Annotated in this window: 22 protein-coding genes; 15 read left to right on the top strand and 7 right to left on the bottom strand. The window is 73.2% G+C overall.

What is annotated here, in order from left to right:
- Window positions 1-13: 13 nt before the first annotated feature.
- Window positions 14-907, bottom strand: coding sequence for an oxygenase MpaB family protein (locus tag ACGFW5_RS12375; protein ID WP_393834131.1), 894 nt, complete (start codon window positions 905-907; stop codon window positions 14-16).
- Between the two features lie 35 nt (window positions 908-942).
- Window positions 943-2,133, bottom strand: coding sequence for an acyl-CoA dehydrogenase family protein (locus ACGFW5_RS12380; protein ID WP_393834132.1), 1,191 nt, complete (start codon window positions 2,131-2,133; stop codon window positions 943-945).
- Between the two features lie 262 nt (window positions 2,134-2,395).
- Between ACGFW5_RS12380 and ACGFW5_RS12385 the strand changes: the two genes are divergently transcribed.
- Window positions 2,396-2,815, top strand: a complete 420-nt coding sequence (locus tag ACGFW5_RS12385; RefSeq protein ID WP_393834133.1) for a CBS domain-containing protein — start codon at window positions 2,396-2,398, stop codon at window positions 2,813-2,815.
- Between the two features lie 415 nt (window positions 2,816-3,230).
- Window positions 3,231-3,431 carry a hypothetical protein gene (locus ACGFW5_RS12390; RefSeq protein ID WP_393834134.1) on the top strand — a complete coding sequence of 67 codons (201 nt, stop codon included), beginning with the start codon at window positions 3,231-3,233 and terminating at the stop codon, window positions 3,429-3,431.
- A gap of 118 nt (window positions 3,432-3,549) precedes the next feature.
- Here ACGFW5_RS12390 and ACGFW5_RS12395 read toward each other — a convergent pair whose 3' ends face one another.
- From ACGFW5_RS12395 to ACGFW5_RS12410, 4 genes are all read right to left on the bottom strand, one after another.
- Window positions 3,550-4,398, bottom strand: a complete 849-nt coding sequence (locus ACGFW5_RS12395) for a carboxymuconolactone decarboxylase family protein (RefSeq protein WP_393834135.1) — start codon at window positions 4,396-4,398, stop codon at window positions 3,550-3,552.
- 187 nt (window positions 4,399-4,585) lie between these two features.
- Window positions 4,586-6,145 carry a bifunctional phosphatase PAP2/diacylglycerol kinase family protein gene (locus tag ACGFW5_RS12400; RefSeq protein WP_393834241.1) on the bottom strand — a complete coding sequence of 520 codons (1,560 nt, stop codon included), beginning with the start codon at window positions 6,143-6,145 and terminating at the stop codon, window positions 4,586-4,588.
- 71 nt (window positions 6,146-6,216) lie between these two features.
- Complete coding sequence (locus ACGFW5_RS12405; protein WP_393834136.1) at window positions 6,217-6,591, bottom strand: DUF488 domain-containing protein; 375 nt, start codon at window positions 6,589-6,591, stop codon at window positions 6,217-6,219.
- A 302-nt stretch (window positions 6,592-6,893) separates the two neighbouring features.
- Window positions 6,894-8,009 (bottom strand): hypothetical protein, encoded by a 1,116-nt coding sequence (locus ACGFW5_RS12410; RefSeq protein ID WP_393834242.1) that lies wholly within the window; start codon window positions 8,007-8,009, stop codon window positions 6,894-6,896.
- Between the two features lie 263 nt (window positions 8,010-8,272).
- On the opposite strand from ACGFW5_RS12410, the gene ACGFW5_RS12415 reads away from it, so the two are divergent.
- On the top strand, window positions 8,273-9,220 hold the full coding sequence (locus ACGFW5_RS12415) for a hypothetical protein (protein WP_393834137.1): 948 nt from the start codon (window positions 8,273-8,275) through the stop codon (window positions 9,218-9,220).
- Between the two features lie 78 nt (window positions 9,221-9,298).
- Here the strand turns inward: ACGFW5_RS12415 and ACGFW5_RS12420 are convergent, their stop codons facing one another.
- The gene (locus tag ACGFW5_RS12420) at window positions 9,299-10,255 is read right to left on the bottom strand and encodes an epimerase (protein WP_393834138.1); all 957 of its coding nucleotides are present in this window, start codon (window positions 10,253-10,255) and stop codon (window positions 9,299-9,301) included.
- Window positions 10,256-10,501: 246 nt separating this feature from the next.
- Here ACGFW5_RS12420 and ACGFW5_RS12425 point away from each other — a divergent pair, with 246 nt between their 5' ends.
- From ACGFW5_RS12425 to ACGFW5_RS12480, 12 genes are all read left to right on the top strand, one after another.
- The gene (locus tag ACGFW5_RS12425) at window positions 10,502-11,029 is read left to right on the top strand and encodes a DUF5709 domain-containing protein (RefSeq protein ID WP_393834139.1); all 528 of its coding nucleotides are present in this window, start codon (window positions 10,502-10,504) and stop codon (window positions 11,027-11,029) included.
- Between the two features lie 96 nt (window positions 11,030-11,125).
- Window positions 11,126-11,374: a type B 50S ribosomal protein L31 gene (locus tag ACGFW5_RS12430; RefSeq protein WP_393834140.1), complete on the top strand. Its 249-nt coding sequence runs from the start codon at window positions 11,126-11,128 to the stop codon at window positions 11,372-11,374.
- 199 nt (window positions 11,375-11,573) lie between these two features.
- Entirely contained in the window at window positions 11,574-12,467 is an 894-nt protein-coding gene (locus ACGFW5_RS12435) for a glycerophosphodiester phosphodiesterase (RefSeq protein WP_393834141.1), read from the top strand.
- 104 nt (window positions 12,468-12,571) lie between these two features.
- Window positions 12,572-13,564 (top strand): dihydroxyacetone kinase subunit DhaK, encoded by a 993-nt coding sequence (dhaK, locus tag ACGFW5_RS12440; protein WP_393834243.1) that lies wholly within the window; start codon window positions 12,572-12,574, stop codon window positions 13,562-13,564.
- Window positions 13,565-13,586: 22 nt separating this feature from the next.
- A complete protein-coding gene (gene dhaL / locus ACGFW5_RS12445) occupies window positions 13,587-14,183 on the top strand; it encodes a dihydroxyacetone kinase subunit DhaL (RefSeq protein WP_393834244.1) in 597 nt (198 codons plus the stop codon).
- Entirely contained in the window at window positions 14,180-14,593 is a 414-nt protein-coding gene (locus tag ACGFW5_RS12450; RefSeq protein WP_393834142.1) for a PTS-dependent dihydroxyacetone kinase phosphotransferase subunit DhaM, read from the top strand. Before dhaL ends, ACGFW5_RS12450 begins: the two co-directional genes overlap by 4 nt.
- 557 nt (window positions 14,594-15,150) lie before the next feature.
- Window positions 15,151-15,942, top strand: a complete 792-nt coding sequence (locus ACGFW5_RS12455) for a PIG-L deacetylase family protein (protein WP_393834143.1) — start codon at window positions 15,151-15,153, stop codon at window positions 15,940-15,942.
- 90 nt (window positions 15,943-16,032) lie between these two features.
- The gene (locus ACGFW5_RS12460) at window positions 16,033-18,054 is read left to right on the top strand and encodes an FAD-dependent oxidoreductase (protein ID WP_393834144.1); all 2,022 of its coding nucleotides are present in this window, start codon (window positions 16,033-16,035) and stop codon (window positions 18,052-18,054) included.
- A gap of 46 nt (window positions 18,055-18,100) precedes the next feature.
- Window positions 18,101-18,646 (top strand): PadR family transcriptional regulator, encoded by a 546-nt coding sequence (locus ACGFW5_RS12465; protein WP_393834145.1) that lies wholly within the window; start codon window positions 18,101-18,103, stop codon window positions 18,644-18,646.
- 188 nt (window positions 18,647-18,834) lie between these two features.
- Entirely contained in the window at window positions 18,835-19,269 is a 435-nt protein-coding gene (locus tag ACGFW5_RS12470) for a MarR family winged helix-turn-helix transcriptional regulator (protein ID WP_393834146.1), read from the top strand.
- A 136-nt stretch (window positions 19,270-19,405) separates the two neighbouring features.
- Entirely contained in the window at window positions 19,406-21,286 is a 1,881-nt protein-coding gene (locus tag ACGFW5_RS12475; RefSeq protein ID WP_393834245.1) for an NAD-binding protein, read from the top strand.
- Between the two features lie 62 nt (window positions 21,287-21,348).
- Window positions 21,349-21,753 (top strand): VOC family protein, encoded by a 405-nt coding sequence (locus ACGFW5_RS12480; RefSeq protein ID WP_393834147.1) that lies wholly within the window; start codon window positions 21,349-21,351, stop codon window positions 21,751-21,753.
- Window positions 21,754-21,867 lie beyond the last annotated feature (114 nt).

Raw genomic sequence — 21,867 nt, forward strand, 5'->3', positions numbered from 1 at the left:
GCCGCCGCCCCCGTCACTGACCATGCGCCCTCCTCGGCCCCTCCAGTATGGCTGCCTGTCTGCGCAGTGTGTACGGGGCGGGGCGCGTGGCGGGGCCGAGCCTGGCGACCGCGCGCAGGATGTGCCGTGGCGGGAGCTGCCATCGCACCGTCGCGGGGATGACGCGCAGTGCCGTTCCCGTGCGGGTCAGCCTGCGGTTCACGGTGCGCTCGGCGGGCGCGGGGCGGCCGTAGAGCTCGTGCGCGTACGGGGGCAGTGAGGCGTAGGCGAGGCCGGCCACGCGCCGCCACACCAGTGCGCGCGCGGGGACCAGGAGGGCGGGCGTGGGAGGCCGCCGCAGGAAGTCGTCCACGGCCCTCGCGTCGTCGGTGGCCGCGAGCTGCGGCCGTACGGAGTCGAAGTAGGCGGCGAGCTCCGCGACACTCCCCGGCACGCGGCTCTCGTCCAGGCCCACCAGGCGTGCGTCCACGCGGTGTTCGGCGACGTAACGGTCGGCCTGGGCATCGCTCAGCCACAACCCCGAGCGCCGGACCACCGTGAGGTAGCTGTCGATCTCGGCGCAGTGCACCCACGTCAGCAGCTCGGGGTCGTCGATCCCGAACCGTTCGCCCGTGCGCGGATCGTCCGCCTTGAGCTGGGCGTGGATGCGCCGGACCCGGGCGCCCGCCCGGTCGGCCGCCTCCTTGGTGCCGTAGGTGAGCGTGCCCACGAAGTCGGCGGTCCGCATGAGCCGGCCCCACGCGTCCTTGCGGAAGTCGGAGTTCTGCATGACGCCGCGCACGGCGCGCGGGTGGAGCGCCTGGAAGTACAGCGCCCTGATGCCCGCGATCCACATCATGGGGTCACTGTGCACCTGCCAGGTGACCGATTCGGGGCCGAAATGGCCCGGGTCGAGGTCGTGCGTCATCCGCCACCTCCGATGGGTGTGCCCTGGGTGCCAGGCTATCGGCGGACCCTCGGCATCCCCAGACCGATCCAGGCGATGATTTCGCGCTGGATCTCGTTGTTGCCGCCGCCGAAGGTGAAGATCACCGCGGACCGGTAGCCGCGTTCGAGTTCGCCGTGCAGCACCGCACCGGCCGAGGTCTCCTTCATGGGCCCCGCGGCCGCCACGACCTCCATCAGCGAGGCATAGGCGTCCCGGCGCGCCTCGGACCCGTACACCTTGACGGCGGAGGCGTCCTGGGGGGTGAGGGTGTCCTCCTGGACGGCGTTGACCATCTGCCAGTTGAGCAGCTTCATCGCCTCAAGGCGGGTGTGGGTGCGGGCGAGGTTCCTGCGGACCCAGCCGAGGTCGATGACACGACGGCCGTCGGCCAGTTTGGTGTCGGCCGCCCAGCGCTGGACGTCGTGCAGGGCCCGGATCGCCATGGTGCCGTGCGCGGCCAGGGTGACCCGTTCGTGGTTGAGCTGGTTGGTGATCAGCCGCCAGCCCTTGTTCTCCTCGCCGACCCGGCGCGTGGCCGGTACCCGGATGTTCTCGTAGTAGCTGGCGGTCGTGTCGTGCGAGGCGAGCGTGTTGATGACGGTGCAGCTGTAGCCGGGGTCGGAGGTCGGCACCAGGAGCATGGTGATGCCCTTGTGCGCGGGGGCCTCGGGGTCCGTGCGTACGGCGAGCCAGACCCAGTCGGCGGTGTCGCCGTTGGTGGTCCAGATCTTCTGCCCGTTCACGGTGTAGGTGCCGGTGGTCTCGTCGCCCTCGCGCACCGCGCGGGTCTTGAGCGCGGCGAGGTCGGTCCCGGCGTCGGGTTCGCTGTATCCGATGGCGAAGTCGATCTCGCCGGAGAGGATCTTCGGCAGGAAGTACGCCTTCTGCTCGTCCGTGCCGAACCGCATGATCGTGGGGCCCACGGTGTTCAGCGCCATCAGCGGCAGCGGGACCCCGGCCTGTGCCGCCTCGTCGAAGAAGATGAACTGCTCCATCGCGGACAGGCCGCGGCCGCCGTACTCCTCCGGCCACCCGACCCCCAGCCAACCGTCCGCGCCGAGTCTGCGTACGGTCTCGCGGTAGAACCGCTTCTGCGCCGCCGGGTCGGCGTACCGGGCGTGGACGTTGTCCGGGACGAGCCCGGCGAAGTAGGTCCGCAGCTCGGTGCGCAACTGCTGCTGCTCAGGCGTGTATTCGAGGTGCACGGCCCCTCCAGTACGGTCGCGGTACGGCGGCGCACACAGTAGAACGTGTTCCAAGAATGCGGAAGGGCGGCGGGCGGCAGGCCTTCCGTGTGCCGCCGGTACGGCCGCCCGTCGCAGGAGGCATCCCGGCGACGTCCCGGTCCCCCGAACGGCGCCGAGCGTTCGCCCGGGGTCCATGCGTGCGGCGAGCATGGCCGAGGTGTTGTGTTGCGCTCCGTATCCCTTCCCCCGACATCCGCTCCCTCGAACCCGGAGGCTCCCCGTGGCCACTGCCCGCGACCTGATGACCGCCGATGTGCGCTGTGTCCCGGCGTCCGAAACCCTCGACCGGGCCGCCCAGTTGATGCGCGACCACAAGATCGGTGCGTTGCCGGTCAAGGGCAGTGACGGCACTCTGACCGGCATCGTGACCGACCGCGACATCGTGGTGAAGGCGCTCGCCGCGGGCAAGGACGCCGCCGAAGTCACCGCGGGCGAACTCGCCGAGGGCGGTGTGCACACCGTCGACGCGGGCTCGGACGCCACGCTCGCGGTGAAGGCGATGAGCGAGGCGCGGATCCGGCGGATCGTGGTCGTCGAGGACGGCAACCCGGTCGGCATGATCACCGAGGCGGACCTGGCCCGCAAGCTCACCGCGGAGGCCTTCGCGACGTATGCGGGCCGGGTGTACGCGGCTTCCTGAGTCCGGGGGCGCGGGCCCCGGGATGGCGCAGATGCACGGCGCCGTCCGGCCACCGGGGCGCCGAGGCCCCTGGCCGATACCGGCCGATACCAGGCTGGCCCGTGCGGGGGGCCACCCGCAGCCACGCGATGCGAGGACCGCGACGGCCGTACGGGCGCTCCGGACGTGCGGGCGGCACGGAGGCCCTGGCCGGTACCGGCCGATACCGGCCCGGCCCGTGCGGGGGCCGCCCGCAGCCACACGATGCGGGGACCGCGACAGCCGTACGCGGCGCTCCGGACGTGCGGGCGGCGGCGCCGGTGGCGTGGCCGCGCCGGAGGGCCCCTCCATGGTGTCGACGGGGCGTGTGGGCCGGATGCGGACCGGGTAGGCGGGGGCCAGAATGGTGCATTACTGGACGAACGTAGGAGGCGGCATGAACGACCGGTCCGATTCCAGCTCGCAGCCCGACCCCGTGACCCCCGACGCGCTGCTGCACACGGGGGCCGGGGGCGAGGTCACCGCCGAGGACCTGGTGCTCGCATCCGGCCGGGACATCAATCCGCAGAACCTGGCCTGGGCCGAGCGCAAGCTGGCCGCGGAGGGTCCCGCCGCCCTGGACAAGCTGCTCCCCTGAGGGAGCGTGCCACCCGGACGTGCTCCCCGGTCGGCCCGGTCCGCCCGGGCCGCCCGGGCCCGCCGGGAGCACGTCGTGCCGACCGCGCCCTCCCCTCGCGGCGCCCGGCCCTTTTCTCTCAGCTCGCCGCGCGCTCCGCGAAGACCTCGCGGGCGGCGGTGATGCCGTTGAGCGCCGCGGGGAAACCGGCGTAGCCCGCCATCTGTGTGATGACCTCGACGACCTCCTCGCGGGTGCCGCCCACGTTGAGCAGCCCGTGGATGTGGACGCGCAGCTGCGGGGCCGCCGTGCCGAGCGCGGTGCACATGGCGACGGCGGCCAACTCGCGTGATTTCAGGTCGAGCCCGGGACGCGAGTAGACGTCTCCGAAGGCGAACTCGATGATGTAGCGCGCCAGATCGGGCGCGATGTTCCGCAGCGAGGCGACGACCTCGTCACCGGCGTGCCCGTCGACCTCGGCCAGCTTGGTGAGCCCGCGCTCGTACCGATCGCCCGGCAGCGGCGCGGTCTCGACCGGGGTGGCCGCGACGTCGGGGCGGGACTCGAAGACCTCGCGGGCGGCCGCGATGCCGTTCAGGGCGGCGGGGAAACCCGCGTACACGGCGGTGTGGACGAGGAGTTCCACCACCTCCGCCGGGCTGACCCCCACATTGAGGGCGCCGTCGATGTGGAAGCGCAGCTGCGGCGCCGCGTTGCCCATCGCGGCCAGCGCGCCCACGGTGGCGATCTGCCGCTGCCGCAGGGTGAGTCCGGGGCGGGACAGGACATCGCCGTAGCCGAAGGCGACGGTCATCCGGCCGAGGTCGGGCGCGATGTCGGCCAGGCTGTCCAGGACGGCCGGCCGCTGCTGCCCGCCGACGGTGCGCAGCAGCGCGAGCCCGCGCTCGAACCTTTCGTCGGTCGTCTCGGCGCCGTCCCCCGCGATCGCGTGGCCTGCCGTGTTCTTCGTGTTCTCCGCGCTGTTCATGGCTCAGACGCTACGAGTTGGAGTGTGCTCCAACGCAAACGGTCGGCATGTCGGGCGGTCGGCGCCTGTGCCACGGCGGCCCCGAGTGAGCGGCGAACGTACCCCGCTCGCTGCCGGTGGCGCCGGTCAGGATGTGCGGCCTGCCCGCACTCCATGCGGGGTGGCCGGGCCTCGGCGGACGGCGGCCTCAGGGCGTCGGCTTCGCACGGGCCGCGGTGGCACCCGCGGCGATGGCGGCCGTCGCGGTGCGGGCCCGCTGGGCGAGCTCGTCCTGGGCCTCGGCGGGGCTGTAGACGGTGAGCGCCCGGTCCTGCTTGTCGAGGACCAGACCGTCAGGCGCGGCCACCGTCTCCCCGTCGTACGCAAGGGAGTTGACGCTTTCCAGGCCGGTGATGCGGACCGACCGTACGCGTTCGGCCCGGTAGACGTGCGAGCGCCGCAGCGCGCCGGCCAGCGCGGAGACGGCCAGGCGCACCCGCGCCAGTGGCGCATCGGCGTCGACGGTACGCAGGTCGAGCAGGCCCTCGTCGAGACGGGGCCGGTGCGAGGGGGCGAGCCCTTCGGGCTGATAGTGGCCGTTGCCCGCGAACAGCAGCCACAGTGCGCGCGGCCGGCCGTCGATCCGCAGACGCAGGGGGGTGGCGGTGCGCAGCACCCGGACGAGCGCGATCGTGGCGGCAGGCCACTTGCCGAGCCGGCCCTCCAGACCCTCGCGCACGCGGACCAGGTCCGGGTAGAGGCCGATGCTGAACGTGTTGAGGAACGCGGCGACGTCCCGTCCCCCGCCGTCGCGTACCCGAGCCAGGTCGACCCGGATCGCCTCGCCGTGTTCGAGGGCGTACACGGTGTCCTCGAAGGCGGCGACGCCCACGTCGAGGGCGAAGTGGTTGAAGGTGCCGCCGGGGAAGACGGCGAGCGGGAGGCCGGCCCGGGCGGCGCGTTCACCGGCCGCGTTCACGGTGCCGTCGCCGCCGCACACGCCGAGCACCCCGGCGAGCCGGCCCGCCCGGGCGACTGCCGCGTCGAGGAGTTCACCCAGGTCGTCGTCGGGCCCGAGTTCCATGATCTCGGCCTCGGGCAGCAGCAGCCTCAGATGGTCCCGCGCGGGCAGGCGGCCCGGAACCCCTTTGCCTGAGCCGCCGTTGACGACCACCACGAGGCCCTGTCCGCGCCGCAGGACGGGCGCCGCGGCGCGCGTGTGCAGCGGGTGTACGGGCAGGGGCCTGGGCGGCCACCAGTAGCACGTGACGGCGGCCGCGGCCGCGCCGAGCACACAGCCTGCCAGCACGTCGCCCGGGTAGTGGACGCCGACGTAGACCCGGGAGAACGCCACGGCCGCGGCGGCGGGCGCGACCAGGGCGCCGTACCGGGTGGACTCAAGGGCCACGCCGGTGGCGAAGGCGGCGGCCGACGCGGAGTGTCCCGAGGGGAACGAGGAGGTGTGTGGCGCCCGCGCCAGGCGACGCACCAGCGGCACGGCGTCGGCCACCGGACGTCCGCGCCGGGCGGCGTACTTGGCGACGGTGTTGGTGGTGAGCGAGGCCAGCGCCAGGGCGCCCACTCCGCGCCGGGCGGCCCGGCGGGCCGTGGGGCCGCCGGCCGCGACGAGTACGGCCGCGGTCGCCAGCCACAGGCCGCCGTGGTTGGCTGCGCGGCTCAGGCGGGGCAGTACCTGGTCCGCGCCGGCCAGGCGTGCGGTGGCCACGCGCTCGAACCAGCGGCGGTCGATCGTGCCCATCCGTGACATCGCTCCCATGCCCCCTGCCTAACCGGGGCAGCGGCGGCCCGCCCGCCGGGTTCGCCCGTACGGATGCCTCGTCAGCAGGACCGGCCGCCCTGGAGCGCCGACAGGAGGGTCGGTAGGTGGCTGTGGTCGACGTCCTTCGCGGCGGTGACCAGGGTGAGGGTGTGCTCTTTCACCAGGTCCCGCAGCCGGTCGAGGGCGCGGCTCGGCTCGGGTCCGGCCAGTTCGGCCTCGTAGCGTTCCTGGAACTCCTCGAAGCGCGTGCGGTCCTCGTGGTACCAGCGGCGCAGTTCCGTCGAGGGGGTGAGGTCCTTGAGCCATTCGTCTACGGCGGCGTGTTCCTTGGACAGCCCCCTGGGCCAGAGGCGATCGACCAGGACCCGTACGCCGTCGGCCTTTTCGGGCGGGTCGTAGACCCGGCGGACCCGTGGTGTGCGGTGTGTCGTCATCGGTGCCTCCCAGGTGTCGCTTCCCGCGCCGCCGTCACCAGGCCCACAGTGTCAACAGCCACCGAATTCCGCGACCGGCACGGGCGGGGTGGCGAGGCGGCGAGGCGGCGGGGCGGCGGGGCGGCGGGGCGCGGCGCCCATCGGACACCGCCGCGCGAACACCGCCTCCTCAGACACCGTCTCCTCCGACACCGCCCCGTCAGACACCGGCCCCTCAGGTACCGCCCGTCAGACACCGCACCCTCAGGTACCGTCCGTCAGACACCGCACCCTCAGGTACCGTCCGTCAGACGTCGCCCCCCTCAGACGCCGACGGTCTCCTCGATCTCCTCTTCTTCCTGCGCGACTTCAGCGGCTTCGGCGGCATGGGCGGCATGGGCGGCTTCGGCCGCTTCGGCCGCTTCGGCCGCTTCGGCCGCTTCACCGGATTCCACGGCTTCAGCCGCGCCTCCCGACCGCCGCGCGACGGACGGCGTCACCGCGGTGGTGGTCGCCCCGGCGGGGGTTGCGGCCGTGGTCCTGCGGCGTTCGACGGTGCCCGCGACGGCCATCACGGCGAGGCCGAGGACCAGCCAGGCTGCGAGGACCCACACGTTGCGGGCCAGGTCGTGGCCGCCGAAGTAGACCAGGTCGCGGATGCCCTCGACGAGGCCGGCGCCGTTCCAGAAGGCGTGCAGGCCGCCGAAGAAGCCGTCCTGGAGTTCGGGGCGGAACAAACCGCCCGAACTCGTGAAGTTGAGCATCACGAAGAGCACCATCACGGCGAGCGTGGTCCAGCGCTTGAAGAAGGTGTGGAGTCCGGCGCCGAGGAAAAGGATGCCCGCCGAATACAGCCAGGACATCGCCCACACGCCCCACAGGCCGTGGTCCACCAGGTGGAACAGCGGTCCGGCGAAGGCGGCGCCGATCAGGGAGACCACGAAGGACACCCCGGCCACGAGGGCCGCACGCGTCCTGAGCGAAAGGCCCGCTCCTGCGGCGCCAAGGACGGCGACGGATGCGTAGGAGCCGATGCTCACCGCGATGAGCAGGAAGAAGATGCCCGAGCCCGTCGGGTCGCCGGAGACCGGCGGCACCACATCGGTGATCTTCAGGGGGACGCCCTGGGCAGTGGCCGCCGGCGTGAAGACCTTCTCGACGGCGGTGGCGCTCATGTCCGAACCGGCCGAGGCGACGATGACTTCGGGCGCCTTCGCGTCGAGGACGTAAGCACCGGAGATGTCACGGGACTTGAGCAGGTCGACGGCGGCGGCACGGTCGGCGACGGTACGGACGTCGAGCGCGTCGCCCGCCTTGCCCTTCACCGTCTGCGCGAACACCTTCGCCTCGGGCCCCGCTCCGACGACCGCGACCGGCAGGTGGTGCGGCTCGGGGGTGGCGAACGCGCCGAGGTAGGCGAGTCCCATGCCCAGGCACATCAGGAGCGGGGTGATCAGATGCGTGAGGACGTGCCGCAGCGCGGGGTTCGACGGCGTCCTGCGCACGTCGCCCGGTGCGCCGGGCCGTCCTGCCTTGTGACCTCCGGACATGAGCGGACCCTTCTGATCGGGTTCATGGATGCGGGACCGGCCGCTAACCCAATGGTTGGCTTTTACAACTTCTATGAGTTGTACTATACAAGCATCTTCACGGGCACGCCACCTCGGTGGCGACGGGGGCCCTGCCGCGTTGAGATGGGCCCATGAACCGCCAGGACGCGCCATGGTGGGCGGAGCTGCCTCCGGCCGCCGGTGGCGCCGTCATGGCCACCGCGATCATCTCCATCGGCCTGCACCTGACCGGCCACGCAACGCTCTCCGGGATGTGGCTCGCCCTCGCGGTGCTGCTGTGGCTGCTGCTCGCCGGTGACTTCGCCTGGCGGCTGGTCGCGAACCGGGCGCGCTGGTCCGGCGAGGCGGACACGCCGGCCGCGCTCACCGCCGTCGCCGCCACCACGGTGCTCGGCACCCGGCTCTGCGCGCTGGGCCGGCCGGAGGTGGCCGCGGCGCTGCTCGCGCTCGCCGCGGTGATCTGGCCCGGGCTGCTCATGGCGGTGGTACGCCACTGGCACCGCCGCATGCCGGGCGCGGCCTTCCTCGTCTGCGTCGCCACGCAGGGCCTCGCGGTACTCGCCGCGACGCTGTCCCTGGCCGGCGCGGGCGACTGGCTCGGCAGGGCCGCCCTCGCGGCGCTCGTGCTCGGCCTCTTCCTCTACGGGGAGGCACTGGTCCGGTTCGACTTCCGGGAGGTGAGCACCGGGGCGGGCGACCAGTGGATCGGCGGCGGCGCGCCGGCCATCTCGGCGCTCGCCGCGGCGAAACTCACCGGGTCCCCGCTGTGGACCGGCGCCGCACACACCGCCCTGCGCACGACCATGCTGGTCCTGCTCGCGGTCAATCTCGGCGCGTGCGCGGTACTCCTGGCCGCCGAGGTGCGAAGCCCGCGCCCCCGCTACGACATCCGGCGCTGGTCCACGGTCTTCCCGCTCGGCATGACCGCGGTCGCCGCGCTCTCCGCCTCCGCGGTCACCGGAAACGCCTGGCTGCACACGCTGGGCGTGGTCGTCCTGTGGGCCGCGCTCGCGGCCTGGCTGCTCGTGCTCGCCGGATTCGCCCGCGGACGCGCCCACCTGGCGGGCAGGTCGGGCTAGGGGGTGTCTGGTGGATCATGGCCGGGGGTGCGGCGCCTGGCACGGCACCCTGACCGACCCTGATCCACCAGACACCCCCTAGACGGCACTCCGACGCCGGGTGCGCACCCGCCGGACGAGGTCGGCGGCGGCCTTTGGCCACTCGGGGTGCTCGAAGGCGAAGCCCGCGTCCAGGAGACGGCCGGGCACCACCCGGCGGCTCTTGAGCAGCAGCTCGGTGTCCGAGCGCAGCGCGAACGCGCCGAGCTCCGCCATCCACCTGGTGGCGGGCAGGCCGAGCGGAACGCCCCAGGCTGCGCGCAGGGCCCGCATGAACGCGCGCTGCGGCAGCGGGGCGGGGGCGGCCAGGTTGACCGGGCCGGTGATGTCGTCGCGCCCGACAAGGAACTCGACGGCCCGGACGAAGTCGCGGTCATGGATCCAGGACACGTACTGCGCCCCGCCCGCGACGGGCCCGCCGAGCCCGAGCCGTGCCAGCTTCAGGAGCACGTCGAAGACACCTTCGCGGTCGGGGCTCATCACCATCGCGGAGCGCAGGGCGACCTTGCGGGTGTCCGGTGTCCTGGCCTCTTCCTGGGCCGCCTCCCACGCCTTGGCGATCTCCACGCTGAAGGCCCAGTGGCCGGGAACGTCCGGTTCGGCGCCGCCCACGAGCCCGCTCGCCTCGTCGTTGGCGGCGTCGAAGCGGTGGGCGTAGACGGTCGCGGTGCTCATCTGGAGCCAGAGCTTCGGTGGCCGTGCCGCGGCGCCGATCGCCTCGCCCACGACATGGGCGGACTGCACGCGCGAGTCCATCATGTCCCGCAGGTTCGCCTCGGTGTAGCGGCAGCTCACACTGCGGCCCGCCAGGTTGATGACGACATCGCTGCCGTCGACGGCGTCCGCCCACGCACCGAGTGTCCTGCCGTCCCAGCCCACCTCGCGCGGGCCCCGCGGCCGTCGCGTGAGGATCACGACGTCGTGGCCCGCGGCGGTCAGCGCCCGGTCAAGGACCGAACCGACCTGCCCGGTTCCGCCGGGAATCACTATCTTCATGGCCCACCCCCTCGATGTGCGACCGACCCTAGCGCACGAAGTTGAACGCGTTCAAAGTGGTCCAGGGCGCCCGGTGCGGTGCGCGTGCGGCCGGGAGCGGCCGTCCGGTGACCGCACGCGGTGGGCGCGTCACCCGGCCGGCTCGCGTGCGGTGGTCGGCGGGGCCGGGCGGGCCGAGACTGGAGACGCCTGCCGGGCCGGACCCCGCGGCGCGCGGACCGCTGGTCGCAGACCGAGGAGGTAGCCGTGGTCGACAGTGAGGCGTGGGGGGACGATGTCTACCAGCCCGACGGCTCCGAGGTGCAGGACGACGAGGGGATCCTGGGCACCGAGGACACCTTGGACGACGGGCCCGCCGACCCTCTCGACGAGGGCTACTCGCCGCCCGAACGCCCCCGCGCCGTGGAGCGCTCCGGGGTGACGGCCGCCGGCCGGCTGCGCGGCGAGAGCCTTGAGCGGCGCCTCGCGGACGAGATTCCCGAGGTGGCCACGGCCGAGGGCGACGGCCTGGGCGACACCTGGGACACCGACGGTGAGCCGCGCGACAACGAGGTCGGCGGCGCCCGCGCCGGACGGCTCGTCGCCCCCGACGAGGGCGCGCACCCCGACGAGGAGACCCGGCTGCTCGCCACGGACGTGGGCCTGGACGGCGCGGCCTCCTCCGCCGAGGAGGCGGCCATGCATGTCGTCGACGAGGACGACATCGAGCGCGCCGACGGCTTCGAGGCCCCCGGAACCGCCGAGCACCCCGAGACGCCAGCAGGTCCCCAGTGACCGTCCGTCCGGATCGGGCCCCCCGCGAGCCCGGCCGGTCCGGACCGGAGCCCCAGCCCCGCGGCGACACGCGCCGACCGAACACCCGGAGCCCCCATGCAGCGCGACAAGCAGCCCCCGTACCAGCCGGTCGTCTTCCGTGACCGCGCCGCCGGATTCGCCTTCCTGACCCGGTCGACGGCGTCGAGCGAGGAGACGATCGACTGGGACGACGGCAACACCTACCCGGTCATCGACGTGGAGATCTCCGCCGAGAGCCACCCCTTCTACACGGGCAGGGCGCGCACGGTCGACACGGAGGGCCGCATCGCCCGCTTCGAGCGCCGTTACGAGGGCAAGGAGTGACCCTGCCCGGCGACGAAGGACCGGCTGGGGCGAGGGGGCCGTTCAGGTACGCGCCCTTGGGCCTTCTGACCGAACCGAAGCCACCCTCACCGGGGAACGCGGCCGCGTTCTTGACCGCCGCCCCCCGGCGCGAGCGCTGACACGGGTGGTGGACTGGCACCCTCACGGACGTCGGTCCGAGCCGTTGTGAGGAATGCCCATGCGCCACCGCATCGCCGTACTGTCCACCGTCCTCGGCGCGCTCTGCGGGGTCCTCGCCCTCGCTCCGCCCGCCGATCGCACGCGACACGCCCCGGCGGGGCACGTCACCGTCTTCGGGCACCGCGGGGCCCCGGCCTACGCGCCGGAGAACACACTCCGTTCGGTGCGCCGGGCCGCCGGCCTCGGCATCGACTGGGTGGAGAACGACGTCCAGCGCACCCGCGACGGGGCGCTCGTCGTCATCCACGACACGACCCTGGCCCGCACCACCGATGTCGAGCAGCGCTACCCGGGGCGGTCCCCCTGGGCGGTGGGCTCGTTCTCCCTCGCCGAGATCAAGACGCTCGACGCGGGCGGCTGGTTCGCCCCCGGCTTCCGCGGCGAACGCGTCCCCACGCTCCAGGAGTATCTGGCCCTGCTCGACCGTACCGGGCAGAGTCTTCTGCTCGAACTGAAGCAGCCCGAGCTGTACCCGGGCATCGAAACCCAGACCCTGGACGCGCTCGGCCGGGCCGGCTGGCTGGACGGGCCGCACGTCGCCCGGCGTCTGATCGTCCAGAGTTTCAGCGCCCCCGCGCTGCGCACCACGCACCGTCTCCGTCCCGCGGTGCGCACCGGCTTCCTGGGCAGCCCTCCGGTCTCCCAACTCAAGCAGTACGCGGTCTTCGCCGACGAGATCAACTCCGAGCAGCGGGCGGTGACATCCACGTACGTCGAGGCGGTGCACCACCTCAAGGGACCGCACTGGCCCAGGATGCGCGTCAACGCCTGGACCGTGGACAGTCCGGCCGCCGCCACCGGCCTGGTGAAGCTGGGCGTCGACGGCATCATCACCAATCGCCCCGACGTCATCGAGAAGGCGACCCGCCGTCGCATGCTCCGGCCCCTGTGACCCAGGGTCTTTCGTCCGGATCGTGCCGGGCTCACCTGCCGGGAAGCTCGGCCGCGCGGAATACTGGGCCCCGCACACTCCGCACGCCTCGCCTGGAGGTCATGGTGAACATGCTCATCAACGTGCCCGAGAGCGTCGTCTCCGACGCACTGCGCGGGATCGCGGCCGCGCATCCCTCCCTAACCGTCGACGTCGAGAACCGGGTGGTGCTGCGGCGGGACGCACCCGTCGCGGGGCAGGTGGCCCTGGTCTCGGGCGGCGGGTCGGGCCACGAACCGTTGCACGCGGGCTTCGTGGGGCCGGGGATGCTGTCCGCCGCCTGCCCCGGTGAGGTGTTCACCTCGCCCGTGCCGGACCAGATGGTGCGGGCCGCGGCGGCCGTGGACGGCGGCGCCGGCGTTCTGTTCGTCGTCAAGAACTACACCGGCGATGTCCTCAACTTCGACATGGCGGCCGAGTTGGCCGAGGACGAGGGCGTGAGCGTCGCCAAGGTGCTGGTCGACGACGACGTCGCGGTCACCGACAGCCTCTACACCGCGGGCCGGCGCGGCACCGGCGCCACCCTGTTCGTCGAGAAGATCGCCGGGGCCGCCGCCGCGGCGGGCGCCCCCCTGGAGCGGGTCGAGGCGATCGCCCGTCAGGTCAACGCGAGCGCCCGTAGCTTCGGGGTGGCTTTGAGCGCCTGCGCGACCCCAGCCAAGGGCAGCCCGACCTTCGAACTTCCGCCGGGCGAGCTGGAGTTGGGGGTGGGCATCCATGGCGAGCCGGGGCGCGAGCGGCGGGCGATGATGACGTCGCGCGAGATCGCGGACTACGCCGTGCACGTCGTCCTGGAGGAGCTGCGGCCCACCAGCCCCGTCCTGCTCCTCGTCAACGGCATGGGGGCCACTCCCCTGCTGGAACTGTACGGATTCAACGCCGAGGTCCACCGGGTGCTCGCCGAGCGCGGTGTGCCGGTGGCCCGTACGCTCGTCGGGAACTACGTCACCTCGTTGGACATGGCCGGCTGCTCGGTGACGCTCTGTCAGATGGATGAGGAATTGCTGCGGTTGTGGGATGCGCCGGTCAACACGCCCGCACTGCGCTGGGGTTGCTGAACCGATGCCTGAGGGAGAGCCTGTGCTCGACGCCGCGTTCATGTGCCGCTGGATGTCCGCCACCGCCGCCGCGGTGGACCGCGAGGCGGCCCGGCTGACCGATCTCGACGCGGCGATCGGCGACGCCGACCACGGCGCCAATCTACGACGCGGCTTCACCGCCGTGACGGGCGTCCTCGACAAGGAGACCCCGGACACCCCGGGGGCCGTACTCGCCCTGGCAGGGCGGCAGTTGATCTCCACGGTCGGCGGCGCTTCAGGTCCTTTGTACGGGACGCTGCTGCGCCGTACGGGCAAGGCGCTCGGGGACGCGCGCGAGGTCACCCGGCAGGAGCTGGCCCAGGCGCTCGGCGCGGGGGTCGCCGCGGTCGCGCAGCTGGGCGGGGCCGCGGCCGGGGACAAGACGATGCTGGACGCGCTGCTGCCCGCCGCCGAAGCGCTCGGTGAGTCCTTCGGAGCGGCGGCCGACGCCGCCGACGCGGGGGCGCTCGCGACCGTACCGCTGCGCGCCCGCAAGGGCCGGGCCAGCTATCTCGGGGAGCGGTCGGTGGGGCATCAGGATCCGGGGGCGACATCGTCGGCGCTGCTCATCGGGGCGCTCGCGGAGGCCGCCGCGTGAGCGGGGCACGGCGGCCGGTCGGGGTGGTGCTCGTCTCGCACAGCGCGGCGGTCGCCGAAGCCGTCGCCGAGCTGGCCGCGGGCCTCGCGGGCGGCGGCGCCACCGCGCCCGTCGCAGCGGCGGGCGGGCTGCCCGACGGCGGCCTCGGCACCAGCGCCGAACTGATCGTCCGGGCGGCCGAGTCCGTGGACGCGGGCGCGGGTGTGGCCGTGCTGGTGGATCTCGGTAGCGCCGTCCTCACGGTCAAGGCGCTCCTCGCCGAGGGCGACGAACTCCCTTTGGGGACACGGCTGGTGGACGCCCCGTTCGTGGAGGGCGCGGTGGCAGCCGTCGTCAGCGCCTCGGCGGGCGCGGACCTGGACGCGGTGGAGTCGGCCGCGGCAGAGGCGTACGGCTACCGCAAGGTGTGAGCGGGGCTACCGCACGGTGTGGGCAGGGCTACCGCACGGTGTGGGCAGAGGGCCGGGGTGTGCGACCCCGGCCCCCTCGCGCCCGCCCCCGGCGTACAACCACCACAGGCGTACGGCTACCGCATTGGCGTGAGCAGAGAGACAGGGCGTGCGACCTCCGCCCCTCGCGGCCGCCCGCGGCGTACAACCACCTCAGACGTACGGCTACCGCATTGGCGTAAGCAGAGGGCCAGGGCGGGCGACCGCCCCTCGCGCCCGCCCGCGGCGTACAACCACCACAGGCGTACGGCTACCGCATTCGCGTGAGCAGAGGGCCAGGGCGTGCGACCGACCTCGCGGCCGCCCCGGCGCGCAGCCCCCTCCCGTGCAGCCCCTCCGGCGCCGCTGCTCCGGCTCGCTGGGCCAGGACTCGGGAGCCGTCCTCTCCCGGTCGCTGGGGCCCAGGCCCCGTCCGCTCCCGAGCGCGGCCCCGGTGGGGGGAGCCGGGCGCCGACGACAGCGGGGCGGGGCCCGGCTCCCCGCTGTCGTCGGGCGCGGCGCGGAGCCATCATGAAGGCATGAGTGCCTTCACCGAGCAGGGTGGCACCGGCGGGCCGCCGCTTTCCCCGCTGCCGGAGGACTGGTCCCGCGCGCTGGCCGTCGTGGCGCACCCGGACGACATCGAGTACGGCACGGCGTCCGCGGTCGCCCGCTGGACGACGCAGGGCAAACAGGTCGGCTACCTCCTGGCGACGCGCGGTGAGGCAGGCATCGACGGCATGGCGCCGGACCGGGCCGCGCCGCTGCGCGAGGCGGAGGAACTGGCCGGGGCGCGCGAGGTCGGCGTCAACGACGTGGAGTTCCTCGGATACCGGGACGGCGTCGTGGCGTACGGGCCGCGGCTGCGCCGCGACATCGTGCGGGCCATCCGCCGGTGCCGGCCGGAGGTGGTCCTCTCCGGCGCGTACACGGTGCGGATGATCGGCGGGCTCGTCAACCAGGCCGACCACCGGGCCGTCGGGCTCGCGGCGCTGGACGCGGCGCGGGACGCCGGGAACCGCTGGATCTTCCCCGAGCTCGGCGACGAGGGCCTTGAGCCGTGGTCCGGGGTGCGTTTCCTCGCGTTCGCCGGCGCCGAGCGGCCCACCCACGGCGTGGACGTGACCGGGGAGCCCCTGGAGCGGGGCATCGCCTCGCTCGCGGCGCACGCCGCGTACACCCAGGGACTGGGTGCGGACGCCGCCGCGCACGCCCCGCGCCCCTTCCTGACCTGGATCGCACGGGCGGCGGGTCCGGCCATCGGCGTGGAGTCCGCGGTGCTCTTCGACGTGCACCAGCTCATCCCCGAGGGCCCACCGCCCTGGGTGTGAGTGCCACCTCAGTGTTATGCAACTTGTTGCATAAGCGGGTCCGGCTGGTCTACAACGGGAGGCGACGACACCGCACCCGGAGGCGCCCCCATGACCGCGTACCCCCACCTGCTGAGCCCCTTGGACCTCGGGTTCACCACGCTGCCCAACCGGGTGCTGATGGGCTCGATGCACATCGGGCTCGAAGAGGCCGAGAACGGGTTCGAGCGGATGGCCGCGTTCTACGCCGAGCGGGCCCGCGGCGGGGTCGGCCTCATCGTCACCGGCGGCATCGCCCCGAACGACGCGGGCCGCCCCTATCCGGGCGGTGCCCGGCTGACCACCGAGGCGGAGGCAGCCCAGCACCGCACCGTCACCGACGCGGTGCACCGCGAGGGCGGCAGGATCGCGATGCAGATCCTGCACTTCGGCCGGTACGCCTACCACGAGGACCTGGTCGCACCGAGCGCGCTCCAGGCGCCGATCAGCCCGTACGTGCCGAACGAGCTGAGCGACGACGCGGTGGAGCGGACCGTCGAGGACTTCGTGCGGGCGGCCGAGCTGGCGAAGTCCGCGGGGTACGACGGCGTCGAGATCATGGGCTCCGAGGGCTACCTGATCAACGAGTTCGTCGCCGGCGCCACCAACCGGCGCACCGACCGCTGGGGCGGCTCCTACGAGAACCGGATGCGCTTCCCGGTCGAGATCGTGCGCCGCACACGCGAGCGCGTCGGCGCCGACTTCATCCTCATCTACCGGCTCTCCATGCTGGACCTGGTGCCCGGCGGCTCCACGCTGGAGGAGGTCGTCACCCTCGCCCGCGCCATCGAGGCGGCCGGTGCCACGATCATCAACACCGGCGTCGGCTGGCACGAGGCGCGCATCCCGACGATCGCGACCTCGGTGCCCCGGGGCGCGTACACCTGGGTCACCAAGAAGCTCATGGGGTCGGTGTCCATCCCGCTGATCATGAGCAACCGCATCAACACCCCCGAGGTGGCAGAGCAGTTGCTCGCCGATGGCCGCGCGGACATGGTGTCGATGGCGCGCCCCTTCCTCGCCGACCCGGAGTTCGTCGCCAAGGCGAGCGCCGGCCGCGCCGAGACCATCAACACCTGCATCGGCTGCAACCAGGCCTGCCTCGACCACACGTTCAGCGGGAAGATCACCTCCTGTCTGGTCAACCCGCGCGCCTGCCACGAGACGGAGCTCGTGCTCTCCCCCACCAAGCTGCGCAAGCGTCTTGCCGTGGTCGGCGCGGGCCCGGCCGGGCTCGCCTTCGCGGTCTCGGCGGCCGGGCGCGGCCACACGGTCACGCTGTTCGACGCGGCCGACCGCATCGGCGGCCAGCTGAACATCGCCAAGCGGGTGCCCGGCAAGGAGGAGTTCGACGAAACGCTGCGCTACTACCGTACGCAGCTCGAACTCCTCGGCGTGGACGTCAAGTTGAACACGAAGGCGACTGCCGCCGACCTCGCCGACGGCTCGTACGACGAGATCGTCGTCGCGACCGGCGTCACCCCGCGCACCCCCGAGATCCCCGGCTCCGACCACCCGAGCGTGGTCAGCTATCTCGACGTCCTGCGTGATGCGGCGCCGGTCGGCGAGCGGGTCGCGGTCGTCGGCGCGGGCGGCATCGGGTTCGACGTCGCCGAGTTCCTCACCGACGGGGGCGACGCGGCGAGCCTGGACGCGGAGACCTATTTCCGTCAGTGGGGCGTCGACACCACGTACGCCGAGCGCGGCGGACTGCGCCGGGCCGAGCGGCCCAAGCCGCCGCGCCAGGTGCACCTGCTCCAGCGCAAGACGACGAAGGTCGGCGCGGGGCTCGGCAAGACGACGGGCTGGATCCACCGCACCGAGCTCAAGCACCGCGGCGTGACCATGGTCCCGGGCGTGCGCTACGACCGGATCGACGACGAGGGCCTGCACATCACCGTGGACGGCGAGTCCTCCGTACTGGCCGTCGACACGGTCGTGCTGTGCGCGGGCCAGGAGTCGCGGCGCGGCCTGTACGAGGAGCTGAGCGAGGCGGGCGCGACGGTGCATCTGATCGGCGGCGCCGACGTGGCCGCCGAGCTGGACGCCAAGCGCGCCATCGACCAGGGCACCCGGCTGGCCGCGACGCTCTGACGGGCCGAGGCACGGTGAGGGGCATGGCCGAACCTAGGATGCGGTCATGTCCCTGCCGCACGCGATCCTGACCGCGCTGCTCGAAAAGCCCTCGTCGGGGCTTGAGCTGACGCGCCGCTTCGACAGGTCGATCGGCTACTTCTGGTCGGCCACGCACCAGCAGATCTACCGCGAGCTGGGCAAACTGGAGCAGTCGGGCTTCATCGCCGTACTGCCGTCCGCGGCCCCGGCCCGGGGGCAGAAGAAGGAGTACGAGGTGCTGGGGGCGGGCCGCTCGGAGCTCGCCCGGTGGGCGGCGGCCGGGCAGGACCCCAAACCCGTGCGGGACCCGCTGCTGCTGCGCGTGCGCGCGGCGGCAGTGCTCGGCACCGGCGGCCTGCGGGCCGAGCTGGAGCGCCATCTCGCCCTGCACCGCGCGCAGTTGGCGACGTACCGCGGGATCGAGGAGCGGGACTTTCCGCCGGAGCGGGACAGCGAGCAGGACCGGCTTCGGCATCTGGTGCTGCGCGGCGGCATCGAGCTTGAGACGTTCTGGACGGGCTGGCTCGCCGAAGCGCTCGACACCCTCGGCGAAGTCCCGCCGCCGGAGTGAGGCGGCCACGGCCCCACGGGAGGAGCGCGACCGCCGTCGGCCTCACGGGAGGAGCGCGGGGACCGTCGGCCCACGGGAGGAGCGCGACCGTCGTCGGCCCGCGGCGGGCCGCCCGGCGCGGCGCCGTCCTCACCCCCTCAATGACGTTGTATTATACAACTGATCCATGGAGAGGAAGGTGATCAGTCGTGCTCAGCCGAGACCAGTCGGTCGTCACCATTCAGCGTGAGCTGACCGCGTTCGCCCGCCGCGCCCGGGCCGCCGCCGCCCGCATGCACCCGGAGCTCTCGCTCGTCTCGTTCACCCTGCTCTCCCACATGGAGGACCAGCAGGGCTGCCGGGCGACCGACCTGGCCGCCTACTACATGCTCGACAAGTCGACGATCAGCCGGCAGCTCGCGGGCCTGGAGAAACTTGGATTCATCGAGCGCGTCAGCGACCCGGACGACCACCGCATCCAGCTGCTGCGGCTGACGCCCGCGGGCACCGCCAAGCTCGCGGAGGCCGCGGTCCTGCGCCGCCAGGCCTTCCACGACCGGCTGGCCGACTGGGCCCCGGAAGACCTGGACCGGTTCGCGGAGTATCTGCTGCGGTACAACGACCATGCCGAGAGCGGCAATTGAACACTCGCTGAACGCCGCTCCCCGCGGGTCGGCCCGTCGACGCCGGGACCCTGGATGGGGCAAGGTCTGACCTGTGCCTTCACTTCCTCCTCAGCCCCTCGTGCCCCAGCAATGGCCGGGGCCGCCCGCCGGCCACATGATCGTCAGCGGGGACGACGCCCTCGCCCACCGGCTCGCCGGCGAACTGCGGGAGGTGTACGGGGAGCGCGTGGTCCTCGTCGTACCGCCGGAGACCGGGGCGGCGGCCCAGTTGCCTGCCGGGCGCGCCAGGGCCTCGGGGCTGTTCGGGCGGGTGTCGTCGGTGATGCTGCGCGCCGCGGTGCCCGGGCCCGAAGCGCCGGACGACACCCGGCTCGTGGAGGCGCAGGAGCCCGCCGAGGCCGCGCTCCTGGAGGCCGGCGTCGAGCGGGCGGCGGCGCTCGCCCTGGTCCACCGTGACGACGAGACCAACATCCGGGCGGCCCTCGTGGCCCGCCGGCTCAACCCGCGTGTCCGCCTCGTCATCCGCCTCTACAACCGCAAACTCGGCCAGTATCTCCAGGAGTTGCTGGACCAGGCCGCGGCTCTCACGGCGCCCGATCCGGGCCAGGCGGGCGCCGAGACCTCCACCACCGTCCTGTCCGACGCCGACACCGCCGCGCCCGCGCTGGCGGCCACCGCGCTCGCCGGCACCAGCAAGGTCGTACGCGCCGACGGCGTGCTGTTGCGGGCGGGGCAGCGCCCGCCGGCTCGCGACGGCGAGAGCGTCGACCCCGGTCTGTGCACCCTCGCCCTGCTGTCGTCGACCACCAACGACCCGGCGGGCGCCGAGGGTTCGGACCGCAGCGGCGCGGAGGGGCCGCGGCTGCTTCCGGACGAGCGGACGCTGCACGAGGCGTCCCATCGGGGCCGGGTCGTGCTGGAGACCGTCACCTACACCGGGCCCGTCCAGTCGTCGGGTCGCCTCACCGACCTGGGCGCGCCGCTCGGCAGGCTGTTCTCACGGAGGCTTCGCTGGTCGCTCGCCGGGATCGTCGCGTCGGTGTTCGCCCTCGCCGTCGCGACCTGGCTCACCACCGGTGACGACCCGCTGCACGCCGCCTATCTGACCCTGCTCGACATCTTCGCCATCGACGATCCCGCCATCGACCAGCCGGTGAGCCGCCAGATCCTCCAACTCCTGTCCGGGCTCACGGGGTTGCTGCTCCTTCCCGTCCTGATCGCCGCGGTACTCGAAGGTCTCGGCACCTTCCGCAACGCCTCCGCGCTGCCCCGTCCCCCGCGCGGGCTCTCCGCCCACGTGGTGCTGCTCGGGATGGGAAAGATCGGCGCCCGCGTCCTGGTGCGGCTGCGCGAGCTGAACATCCCCGTCGTGTGCGTGGAGTCCGACCCGCAGGCCCGCGGCATCGCGCTCGCCCGGCGGTTGCGGGTGCCCACCGTCATCGGCGACGTCACCCAGGAGGGCATCCTGGAATCCGCCCGGGTGCACCGGGCCCACGCCCTGCTCGCGGTGACCAGTTCCGACACCACGAACCTGGAGGCGGCGCTGTACGCCCGCTCGGTCAAACCCGACCTGCGGGTCGTGATGCGGCTCTACGACGACGACTTCGCGAGCGCCGTCCACCGCACCTTGCGCGCCGCCCACCCGCAGGCTCTCACACGCAGCCGCAGCGTCTCGCACCTGGCGGCGCCCGCCTTCGCCGGAGCCATGATGGGCCGTCAGATCCTGGGCGCCATACCGGTGGAGCGCAAGGTGCTGCTCTTCGCCGCCGTCGATGTGGCGGGCCACCCCCAACTGGTGGGCCGCACCGTGGAGGAGGCGTTCCGTGAGGGCGCGTGGCGGATCCTGGCACTCGACACCTCCTCCCCCGCGGACCGCGTGCCCGATCTCGGCGCCACCCGACGCCCCGGCGACCTGGTGTGGCGGCTGCCGCCCGGGTACGTCCTGCGAGCCGAGGACCGAGTCGTACTGGCCGCGACGCGGCGGGGGCTGGCCGAACTGCTGGGCCGCCGCCCCTCCTCGCGCGTGGGCCGGTGACGGCTCCTGGCCGCGCCGCCGGGGCGCGTTAGGCGGGGCCCCCGAGCGGGCACTCGCCCGGTATGAGTGTTTCCAAGACCAGCATCCTCGTCCTGGACTGTGCCGAGCCCGTCGAACTCGCCCAGTTCTACGCCAAGTTGCTAGGCGCCGAGATCGAGACCGCCTGCGACCCGGACTTCGTCGAGATCGTCGGCGGGCACGGCGTCCATCTGGCGATCCGCCGCGACCACGGGTACGCGCCGCCGAGCTGGCCACGCCCCGACGACTCCCAGCAGGCGCATCTGCGGATCGTCGTCGCGTACGGCGACATGGACGCCGCGGAGCGCGAGGCGATCACGCTGGGCGCGACGCCCGTAGACACCAAGGACAACAACGGGCCCCGCGACGAACGTGTCTACGCCGACCCGGCCGGGCACTCCTTCACGCTCGCCGTCTCCGCCAAGCAGTCGGAGCAGTCCGGCATGTAACTCCCGGGCCGTCGGCGCGTGGCGGTGCCCACGGGCCGGGCGGGGCTGCCGCGGCGGGCCCGATCACGAAGGGGCTGCTGGTGGCGAGCAGTCGGCTGTCCCGGGAGACCTGGA

It is taken from the genome of Streptomyces sp. NPDC048416, assembly GCF_043200435.1.
Classification (GTDB): domain Bacteria; phylum Actinomycetota; class Actinomycetes; order Streptomycetales; family Streptomycetaceae; genus Streptomyces.

What these genes read in the sequence shown, in the direction of transcription:
- ACGFW5_RS12420 (WP_393834138.1), bottom strand. Translation starts at nt 10,255, where the DNA reads ATGAAGATAGTGATTCCCGGCGGAACCGGGCAGGTCGGTTCGGTCCTT.
- ACGFW5_RS12415 (WP_393834137.1), top strand. Translation starts at nt 8,273, where the DNA reads ATGAACCGCCAGGACGCGCCATGGTGGGCGGAGCTGCCTCCGGCCGCC.
- ACGFW5_RS12455 (WP_393834143.1), top strand. Translation starts at nt 15,151, where the DNA reads ATGAGTGCCTTCACCGAGCAGGGTGGCACCGGCGGGCCGCCGCTTTCC.
- ACGFW5_RS12390 (WP_393834134.1), top strand. Translation starts at nt 3,231, where the DNA reads ATGAACGACCGGTCCGATTCCAGCTCGCAGCCCGACCCCGTGACCCCC.
- ACGFW5_RS12410 (WP_393834242.1), bottom strand. Translation starts at nt 8,009, where the DNA reads ATGTGCCTGGGCATGGGACTCGCCTACCTCGGCGCGTTCGCCACCCCC.
- ACGFW5_RS12375 (WP_393834131.1), bottom strand. Translation starts at nt 907, where the DNA reads ATGACGCACGACCTCGACCCGGGCCATTTCGGCCCCGAATCGGTCACC.
- ACGFW5_RS12475 (WP_393834245.1), top strand. Translation starts at nt 19,406, where the DNA reads ATGATCGTCAGCGGGGACGACGCCCTCGCCCACCGGCTCGCCGGCGAA.
- ACGFW5_RS12435 (WP_393834141.1), top strand. Translation starts at nt 11,574, where the DNA reads ATGCGCCACCGCATCGCCGTACTGTCCACCGTCCTCGGCGCGCTCTGC.
- ACGFW5_RS12480 (WP_393834147.1), top strand. Translation starts at nt 21,349, where the DNA reads ATGAGTGTTTCCAAGACCAGCATCCTCGTCCTGGACTGTGCCGAGCCC.
- ACGFW5_RS12460 (WP_393834144.1), top strand. Translation starts at nt 16,033, where the DNA reads ATGACCGCGTACCCCCACCTGCTGAGCCCCTTGGACCTCGGGTTCACC.
- ACGFW5_RS12405 (WP_393834136.1), bottom strand. Translation starts at nt 6,591, where the DNA reads ATGACGACACACCGCACACCACGGGTCCGCCGGGTCTACGACCCGCCC.
- ACGFW5_RS12430 (WP_393834140.1), top strand. Translation starts at nt 11,126, where the DNA reads ATGCAGCGCGACAAGCAGCCCCCGTACCAGCCGGTCGTCTTCCGTGAC.
- ACGFW5_RS12395 (WP_393834135.1), bottom strand. Translation starts at nt 4,398, where the DNA reads ATGAACAGCGCGGAGAACACGAAGAACACGGCAGGCCACGCGATCGCG.
- ACGFW5_RS12465 (WP_393834145.1), top strand. Translation starts at nt 18,101, where the DNA reads ATGTCCCTGCCGCACGCGATCCTGACCGCGCTGCTCGAAAAGCCCTCG.
- ACGFW5_RS12400 (WP_393834241.1), bottom strand. Translation starts at nt 6,145, where the DNA reads ATGTCACGGATGGGCACGATCGACCGCCGCTGGTTCGAGCGCGTGGCC.